The sequence below is a fragment of the Siphonobacter sp. genome (assembly GCF_048595215.1).
In the GTDB taxonomy this organism is placed as follows: Bacteria; Bacteroidota; Bacteroidia; order Cytophagales; family Spirosomataceae; genus Siphonobacter.
This window is the reverse complement of the sequence record NZ_JBMDWJ010000283.1, coordinates 1-8,369: the sequence shown is the minus strand read 5'-3', so window position 1 is coordinate 8,369 and position 8,369 is coordinate 1. Positions and strand designations below refer to the sequence as shown.

Sequence of the window (8,369 nt, the reverse complement as noted above, 5' to 3'; positions counted from 1 at the left end):
ACCGCTTAAACGAAACAGGGAGCCGAAACGCTCCATTTTTTATGTTTTCCTGGGGGTGATGTGGGGTATTCCCCCTAAAAAAGGCCGTAGCGGTTGCTACGGACAACCCACCCCATTGACACTATCGAATTATATATAGTGCCGTTCTATGGGAGACTAGGTGTTGGAATTGCAGGTTTCCCAACCTGTACCGATAACCAGGCAGGGTCTTACCTGCCTTTATCATCTAATTTATTACCATAACTGGGCAGTTGGAAACTGGTACAGGTTTGGAAACCTGCACCAGTTTGCCTTACTTCCTCAAACCCTTCCCTACCAAAGACTCAACTCAAAGAAATTCAACCTACATAGCTTCGTTGCCATGCGGTCGTACTACACCCCTTTCTTTGCCTGCATTTCCTTCCGCATCTCCAGCACTTCTTCCAGTAAACAATTCATCTTCTCATGCAACTGCTGAATTTCAATTTCCGCTTTCAAATTAATGGCGTAATCGTTGCGGGCCCGTTCGCGGTCTTTGGCTTCCTGCCGATTCTGACTCATCATAATAATGGGTGCCTGAATGGCTGCCAGGCAAGACAAAATCAGATTGAGCAAAATGAAAGGATACGGATCGAACGGTTTCTGCCACAAAAACAGGCTATTCACGATAATCCAGAGCAAAAGAAAACTCATAAATCCAATGATAAACTTCCAGCTCCCCCCAAATTCGGCTACGCGGTCAGCCATTTTGTTCCCCCAGCTTTCTTCGCTTTCCGCTTCCGTATCCGCTACCGTTTGCGTAATCAGCGACTCATCTCCCAACGTTTGCTGGACCAATTGCTGCATTTCCAGCAATCGCTGATTCGAGGCAGAATCTATCAGTTTCCAGTTCTTTAAATGTCGATGCGACTTATTCATCTTATTGATTTTTAACGTTACTATATCGTTTTAATAACCAACATCACAAATCAACCATTTGTACCATTAGCTTTTCTAATTCGCGATAGGCACTACCAAAATCAGAATCATACTGTTGCAGATTCAGGGCAAAGGTGTACTGTTCCCCGTTTTTACCAGTGAAATAGCCCGCATAGGCCCGGGAGCCGCCAATACTTCCACTCTTCGCCCGTACGTTACCAGCAGCCCGGGTGCCCCTACCCAAATTCTTGACTGTTCCATTTTTTCCAAGAATGGCAATGGTTGAATAGAAAGCAGGAAAGTACGGTTCACGGGCTGCAGAGGCTAGAATTTCGGTCATGTTATCCAGGGTAAGTACACTTTGGGGAGAAAGACCGCTGCCATCCTTGATACGAAAACCGGGTAATTTCAGTCCTTTGGCTTTCCAGACGTCCTGTAAAGCCCGCACCCCTTCTTCGGTGGTATTGCCATAATTGAGAGCAACCCCAATCGTTTTTAGAAAAACTTCGGCGTATAAGTTGATACTCTGAAAGTTACACTCCGTGATTAAATCTTTTAGTACGGGTGATTGTACGACACTCAATGTATCCCGCGTAGCTGGTCGGACATTTCTACGCAGGTAGTCAAACGCCGTTGTGGGCTCCTGACCCGTCATGATTCCGTTTTCTGCCAATAAATCCCGCAGCGACTGGGCCGCATACAGGCTCGGATGGGCAATGCTGCCGGACACGCCAAATTCCGTTGGACCTTTAGGTACAAATCCATCCAAAAAATACTGCGTCCCCAGCGGTGATGTATAAATATTCACCTGATCCCCGGTTTTAGGAGCATCCGTCTGTACCCGGTTGATGAGCGTGTACCGGGGTAGTGCAGGCTCCGTTCGCAGCAGAGCGGCCGAGTCTCCTACCTCACTACCGGGCTTAAATACGGCCCGGAATTTATTTTCATTCACATTCAATCCACTCACTCCCGCCCCGTAGTAGTTGCCCAGATCATCCCAGGGCCAGCCGCCGGGTATCGTATTTTCGTCGAAAAGCGTACCGTCACCAATAACCTGACCCGTCACGTAGCGGATGCTTTTGGCCTGGAGAGCGGTCATCCAGCTTTTCAGGAGTTCAGAGAGCGTAGGGGTACTTTTAAATCGACCACTGCCCAGCGAGGGATCGCCGGAACCGCGAATCCAGAGGTTTCCCAGCAGCGTATCATTGCGGACGATGCCGTCGGTTTCGAGCGTGGTGGTATACGTATAGTTTTCATTGAGTACCGCCAGTGCCGTAGCCGTGGTAATGAGCTTCATCGTTGAGGCCGGTGGTACGGACTTGCGATGCTGATAAGCCAGCACGGTTTCACCCGTACGCGTCGACTTAATACAAGCGGACACGAAGCCGTGTTGCATGAAAAAACTGGTTTGCAGTGAATCCAAATGGCGGATGAGAGCATCACGAACAAGCGTATCGGGTTTCTGAGCAAAGGTCTGGGAAGAAAAAAACAGCGATAAAACCAGAAAATAGATGCGATTCATTAGCGTTTGACAAGGAATGGGATGCTCAACTTCGTGATTCTTTTGGTAGCTTTGCCTGATTTGCTAGCAACTAACTAAGAAGCCACAGGTGTAGACCGATACGAATGTACACCGCTTTTCCGCCTGAAAACAGGGTACGCCCTATGAAATCTTACCCAAAGATGGTTCAGGCAGCAAGCGGAATTCTTTCTCCGATTTAAAACCATCCCTCCCATCATCGGGACACCGCCCTCTGAGGAGCCAGCGGTGGAAGGTTCGGTAAAAACTGGATCACTGTGGCTGTATGACAATACGATGAAACTAACTTTTTGGGGTGCAGCCCGGCAGGTGACGGGCAGTATGTATTTACTGGAGCTGGAGGATAATTACCGAATTCTGATTGATTGTGGTACCAATATGGAGCGAAATCTGGAAGAGGAGGAAGAAAATAAACCCTTGTTCCCCTTTGACGCTTCGAGCCTGAATCTGGTGTTACTTACCCACGCTCACATCGACCATTCGGGTAATATCCCGAATTTGTACCGCGATGGCTACGAGGGCCAGGTCTTATGTACGACCCCAACCTATGAGCTTTCCCGACTGCTCTTAATGGATGCGGCTCACCTGAACCAGAAGAAACTGCAACGGGCCACGGGCGATTCCAACAAAAAGAAGAAACGGATGGCCCGCCTCGAAAAAAAGGGCGATCTGTACCTGGACAAACAGGTAGATGACTCCCTGGAAAACTTCGTTACCATCGCGTTTAACCAGAAATTCCAGGTTACTGACAACTTGTGGCTGACCTTTATTCCAGCGGGTCACCTGCTGGGAGCGGCTCACATCATCCTGGAAACGAAAGAAAAAGGAGAGAAAAAATCGATTTGTTTTTCGGGTGATCTGGGTCGTAAAAACTATCCTCTGCACGTCGAGCCCAGTCCCGTGCCGGAAGTGGATTATCTGGTTTGTGAAAGCACCTACGGTAGCCGTTTACACGAAGATAACCGTTCCCCCGAGGAAGCTCTGGCCGATGTGATCCGCCGTACCTGCATCAATATTCCGGGGCGTCTGATTATTCCTGCTTTCTCAGTAGGCCGGACGCAGGCCTTGCTCTTTACGCTGAATCGCCTGTATTCCGAGCAGGGTTTTAAGCCGATTCGGGTATTTAGCGACAGTCCGCTGGCTCATTCTACGACGAAAGTTTACGATCGTCACAGCAAATTTCTCAACCCCGAATCGCAGGACTTTAAACAAAAGCACGGTCGTCTGTTCGATTTTCAGAACCTGACTTTTATCGAAAGTGAAAAGGCTAGCCGGGCCATCTCGAATCATAACGAACCCTGTATCATTATTTCAGCTTCGGGCATGGTTTCCGGCGGCCGGGTCGAACAACACGTGGCCGCCAACATCGGCAATCCCTACTGTACCATTCTGCTGGTGGGTTATGCCGCCGAAGATACGCTGGGCTGGCGATTGCTGAACGGACAAAATACGCTACGAATCAAGGACAACGAATACGCGGTTCAGGCAAAAATTGAAAAAATTGATGTCTTCAGCGGACACGGAGATCAACAGGATCTCGTAAATTTTGTGAAGCAACAATCGCCGCAGAAGCTTAAAAAAATTTTCCTCATTCACGGCGAAGAAAAATCCATGCAAACCTTTGCCAATCGACTCAATGACGAAGGTTTCAGCGATGTCCGGATTCCCCTGAAAGGAGAGAGTTTCGAATTATAAATCGTTTACTGAAGCGGAAAGAACGGCAAGGCATTCGTTACTCAAAATGCTAATTTCCACCGTAACCCCGCTTTTCTTATTACTTTTGTTGTGTTCTAACCTTTGGGTACGTGGCCAATGGCTCACGAATAAGAACTCAGAAACTTGTTTATGCGAACATTACTCGACTTTGAACGGCCCATTGCCGAACTCGAATCCCGAATTGACGAAATGAAACGGCTGGCCGCCGACAAAAACCTTGATGTTTCGGCAGCTACCGCAGTCTTAGAAAACCAGTTAGTAGATCTTAAGAAAGAGACGTTTCGTAACCTGACTCGCTGGCAGCGGGTACAAGTTTCACGTCACCCCGATCGTCCGTATACGCAGGATTATCTGCACCGGATCTGTACGGATTTTATTGAAATCCATGGCGATCGTCAGGTTGCCGATGATAAGGCGATTGTAGGTGGTTTTGCGAATATCGATGGTCACCCCGTTATGATCATCGGTCAGCAGAAAGGTCGCAATACCAAAGAGCGGCAGTACCGCAACTTCGGTATGCCCAACCCCGAAGGTTATCGAAAGGCCCTGCGTCTGATGAAAATGGCAGAAAAATTCAACTGCCCCATCATTACACTTATTGATACGCCCGGTGCATTCCCCGGATTAGAAGCGGAAGAACGCGGACAAGGTGAAGCCATTGCCCGTAACCTTCGGGAAATGTTCATGTTGACCGTACCCGTCATTTGTATCGTCATTGGCGAAGGAGCTTCCGGTGGAGCCCTGGGTATTGCCATTGGTGATCAGGTACTGATGCTGGAAAATACCTGGTATTCGGTGATCTCTCCGGAATCCTGCTCGTCGATCCTCTGGCGGAGCTGGGATTACAAGGAACAGGCTGCCGAAGCCCTCAAGCTCACTGCAACGGACATGAGTAGCAATGGACTGGTCGATGGAATCATTCCTGAACCCCTCGGCGGTGCTCACCTCGACCACGACCGGATGTCCGAGATTCTCAAAGGAGAAATCATCAACCGACTCATTGCCCTACAGGCTCTTTCACCCGAAGAACGGATCAATCAACGTATTGAGAAGTTTTCGAAAATGGGCGTGTTTGTTGAGTAAGTTTCCGCGATCGGTCTACCGTTTTGCTGGAACGCCACGGGTAGACCGATCGCTATTCTTCTTCCTATGATCAAAAACCTCATTTTCGAGATGGGGAATGTCATCATTGATATTGACGTTCCTCTCACCTATCGGGCGTTTGCCGAACTGGCGGGTATTTCTGAAGAAGAAGCCACCCGTCTGTTTCATGAAAAAGCGTTCTTCCATCAGTTTGAGATTGGAAAAATCAACGAAGCGGATTTTAAAGCGTTGCTTCGTGAAGAATTCAATAGCGACTGGTCGGACGAAACCATCGATACAGCCTGGTGTACTTTGTTGCTCGACATGCCCAAGGCCCGCCTCGATCGCATTCAGGAACTCCGTAAATCGTACCGCGTATTTCTGCTGAGTAATACGAATCCCATTCACGTTCGGGAAATCGTGAAGCGAGCCGCCGCCATGGGCTACGATTTCATGAGTCTCTTTGAAAAACCTTTTCTTTCGTACGAAATGGGTTTCATGAAACCCGATCCGGAATTTTACCGTCACGCCCTCCAGGAAGGGGGTGGTCTTTTGCCCGAAGAAAGTGTTTTTATTGACGATAACGCTGATAATATTGAATCAGCTGCAACCGTTGGTATACAAACCATCTGGTTGAATCCGCTCGGCACCGTACTTGATAAATTACTCGATTACTAACCCGCCGGAGCCACATTTCTCGAAAGCCTTGACTGTATGAGCCGTACCCGGCGTCGTTTATATACCCAACTCATTTTATTTGTTCTAACCATTGTAACTACCACGATTGCGGGGGCGGAATGGACGAACGGAACTTCTCTTTTTTACGCCAATCCTCCCTTGACAGTTTCCGACATTCTGGGCGGACTGGCGTTTTCACTTCCTTTTCTAACGGTACTGACCGTACACGAATTCGGCCACTATTTCACGGCCCGCTACAACAAGGTTAAAGTCACTTTACCCTACTACATTCCCCTTTGGCTGGGACCTTTCACTACGATTGGTACCATGGGAGCTTTTATTAAGCTGCGAAGCCGGGTAAAAACCAATATTCAGTACTTTGACATCGGCATAGCGGGACCACTGGCGGGCTTTTTCGTGGCATTGGGTCTGCTTTGGTACGGCTTTACCCACTTACCACCACCGGATTATATCTTTACGGTACATCCTGAGTGGCGGCAGTTCGGCAGTAACTATGCCCAGTATGTGTATACCCCACAAGCCATGGAAGGCCGGGGAGCAGTAGGCCTGGGCGACAATCTTCTGTTTTGGTTTTTCAAGAAATACGTTGCCATTGGTACCGTACCGCACCAGTACGATCTGGTGAATTACCCCTTCCTGTTTGCGGGTTATCTATCATTGTTTTTTACGGCTCTAAACCTTTTCCCCATCGGTCAGCTCGATGGCGGCCACATTTTGTACGGACTCGTAGGGCGTCGAATCCACCAGATTATCTCACCGATTATTTTCGTGGGATTTCTTTTCTACGCGGGCTTGGGCTGGTTTCGGTACCAGGATTTTGTGGTGGCTGATACCAATGAATTTCTCATTCAGGCCGGATACCTGCTGGCTTATGTCGGCATGCTATTCCTGGCCCTGAGCCGGATTCACGACGATCGGCTGATCGTCGTTGCCTTGGCTCTGGGTATTGTCCTGAGTCAACTGGTTCTGAGTTATTTCTTTCCACAACTCGAAGGCCACCGGGGTTTTGTACCCTTTGCTTTCATGCTGGGACGCTTTCTGGGCATTCACCATCCACCAGCCGATTACGAGGTTCCCATTGGCTGGCCCCGTCAGATTTTGGGCTGGTTTTCGCTGGCCGTTTTCGTGGTATGTTTTAGTCCGCAACCCTTTGTGGTGTATTAAATTTCGGCTTAGGAAAGGATTTTTAGTAATTTTCCCGGGAAGTAGTATTTCACTTCAACCAACCGAGAACCCTAAACTGTAAACGCTGATGTTTCGTTGGCTCGCCGCAAGCCTTTTTCGTTTATCGGGCTGGAAAACTGCCGGTCCTTCTCCTAAATCCTTACCCAAGTTTGTACTCATGGTGGCTCCGCACGCCACTTCTACCGACTTCTTTGTCGGGGTTGGAGCACGGGCCGCCATTGATACCTGGATTTATTACTTAGGAAAAAAAGAGCTGTTCAAACCCGCTCCGGTCGCCTGGTTCATGAAGGCATTGGGCGGTTATCCCGTCGATCGCGGACGCACCAAAAACTTCGTCGACAGCGTAGTTGACTTGTTTAACAGCAAAAAGGAATTCCGGATTTGTATTACGCCGGAAGGTACCCGGGCCGATGTCAGTGAGCTGAAAACGGGCTTTTACTATATGGCCTTAGGAGCGAACGTACCGATTGTCTTCTGTGCCTTCGATTACGGTCGGAAGCTGGTGTACTTCGGCGATCCATTCTGGCCTACGGGCAACTGGGAGCAGGACAAAATCGTCATGGCCCGCTTTTTCGATACGGTACACGGAACGAAAAAGTCCTGGATACGCAATTATCTATCTCATGCCTGATTTTTCAGGTACGCTACCATGCGACGCCCCGCTCGTTCGGAGGCTCCGGTTTCGCCCATTTTTTCGTGTAGATCTTGGTACTGACGAAGCATTTTTTCGCGACTCGTTCCCTGCACAATCTTTTGCAACTCCTGAGCGATCTGTTCAGTCGTTAGGTCGTGCTGAATCAATTCTTTCACGACTTCCTGATTGGCAATCAGATTCACCAGCGAAATATACGGCACGCGAATCAGGCGTTTGGCGATGTGATACGACAGCCCATTCGCCTCGTAACAGACGACTTCCGGAACGTTAAACAGAGCCGTTTCCAGCGTTGCCGTACCCGAAGTGACCAGAGCTGCATGAGCAACGGTCAGTAAATCATAGGATGCATTGGTTACGAATGACACGTCCGATACAGAAGTTTCGTAGAGCGTTTCGGACAAGTTGGAAACCTTGCCAATGACAAACTGATACTCTGGAAACTGATCGCGTACGGACAGCATTTTGGGTAACATGCGGCGTACCTCTTCTACTCGACTGCCCGGCAAAACGGCGATAATGGGACGGGAATCGAGCTGGTTTTTGATTCGGAAATCCGGATCGGGCGTAAAGGAATCGATGGCATCTAACAGCGGA

General features: G+C 49.0%; 8 protein-coding genes. 5 read left to right on the top strand and 3 right to left on the bottom strand.

The window, feature by feature from the left end; genetic code table 11:
* Positions 1-372 precede the first annotated feature (372 nt).
* Complete coding sequence (locus ACOJTG_RS17710; RefSeq protein WP_420155040.1) at positions 373-897, bottom strand: DUF1003 domain-containing protein; 525 nt, start codon at positions 895-897, stop codon at positions 373-375.
* 43 nt (positions 898-940) lie between these two features.
* Positions 941-2,419 (bottom strand): D-alanyl-D-alanine carboxypeptidase/D-alanyl-D-alanine endopeptidase, encoded by a 1,479-nt coding sequence (gene dacB / locus ACOJTG_RS17705; protein WP_420155039.1) that lies wholly within the window; start codon positions 2,417-2,419, stop codon positions 941-943.
* Between the two features lie 294 nt (positions 2,420-2,713).
* On the opposite strand from dacB, the gene ACOJTG_RS17700 reads away from it, so the two are divergent.
* From ACOJTG_RS17700 to ACOJTG_RS17680, 5 genes are all read left to right on the top strand, one after another.
* Positions 2,714-4,132: an MBL fold metallo-hydrolase RNA specificity domain-containing protein gene (locus ACOJTG_RS17700; protein ID WP_420155038.1), complete on the top strand. Its 1,419-nt coding sequence runs from the start codon at positions 2,714-2,716 to the stop codon at positions 4,130-4,132.
* Positions 4,133-4,282: 150 nt separating this feature from the next.
* Positions 4,283-5,236 carry an acetyl-CoA carboxylase carboxyltransferase subunit alpha gene (locus ACOJTG_RS17695; protein ID WP_420155037.1) on the top strand — a complete coding sequence of 318 codons (954 nt, stop codon included), beginning with the start codon at positions 4,283-4,285 and terminating at the stop codon, positions 5,234-5,236.
* Positions 5,237-5,302: 66 nt separating this feature from the next.
* Complete coding sequence (locus tag ACOJTG_RS17690) at positions 5,303-5,914, top strand: HAD family hydrolase (RefSeq protein ID WP_420155036.1); 612 nt, start codon at positions 5,303-5,305, stop codon at positions 5,912-5,914.
* 36 nt (positions 5,915-5,950) lie between these two features.
* On the top strand, positions 5,951-7,099 hold the full coding sequence (locus tag ACOJTG_RS17685) for a site-2 protease family protein (protein WP_420155035.1): 1,149 nt from the start codon (positions 5,951-5,953) through the stop codon (positions 7,097-7,099).
* An 88-nt stretch (positions 7,100-7,187) separates the two neighbouring features.
* The gene (locus tag ACOJTG_RS17680) at positions 7,188-7,751 is read left to right on the top strand and encodes a 1-acyl-sn-glycerol-3-phosphate acyltransferase (RefSeq protein ID WP_420155034.1); all 564 of its coding nucleotides are present in this window, start codon (positions 7,188-7,190) and stop codon (positions 7,749-7,751) included.
* Here the strand turns inward: ACOJTG_RS17680 and ACOJTG_RS17675 are convergent.
* On the bottom strand, positions 7,742-8,369 hold a 628-nt coding region (locus ACOJTG_RS17675; RefSeq protein ID WP_420155033.1), incomplete at its 5' end, for a lipid-A-disaccharide synthase. The genes ACOJTG_RS17680 and ACOJTG_RS17675 overlap by 10 nt on opposite strands.

Excerpts from the sequence above, each read along its gene's own strand:
- ACOJTG_RS17690 (WP_420155036.1), top strand. The coding sequence starts at position 5,303 with ATGATCAAAAACCTCATTTTCGAGATGGGGAATGTCATCATTGATATT.
- ACOJTG_RS17710 (WP_420155040.1), bottom strand. The coding sequence starts at position 897 with ATGAATAAGTCGCATCGACATTTAAAGAACTGGAAACTGATAGATTCT.
- ACOJTG_RS17695 (WP_420155037.1), top strand. The coding sequence starts at position 4,283 with ATGCGAACATTACTCGACTTTGAACGGCCCATTGCCGAACTCGAATCC.
- dacB (WP_420155039.1), bottom strand. The coding sequence starts at position 2,419 with ATGAATCGCATCTATTTTCTGGTTTTATCGCTGTTTTTTTCTTCCCAG.
- ACOJTG_RS17685 (WP_420155035.1), top strand. The coding sequence starts at position 5,951 with ATGAGCCGTACCCGGCGTCGTTTATATACCCAACTCATTTTATTTGTT.
- ACOJTG_RS17700 (WP_420155038.1), top strand. The coding sequence starts at position 2,714 with ATGAAACTAACTTTTTGGGGTGCAGCCCGGCAGGTGACGGGCAGTATG.
- ACOJTG_RS17680 (WP_420155034.1), top strand. The coding sequence starts at position 7,188 with ATGTTTCGTTGGCTCGCCGCAAGCCTTTTTCGTTTATCGGGCTGGAAA.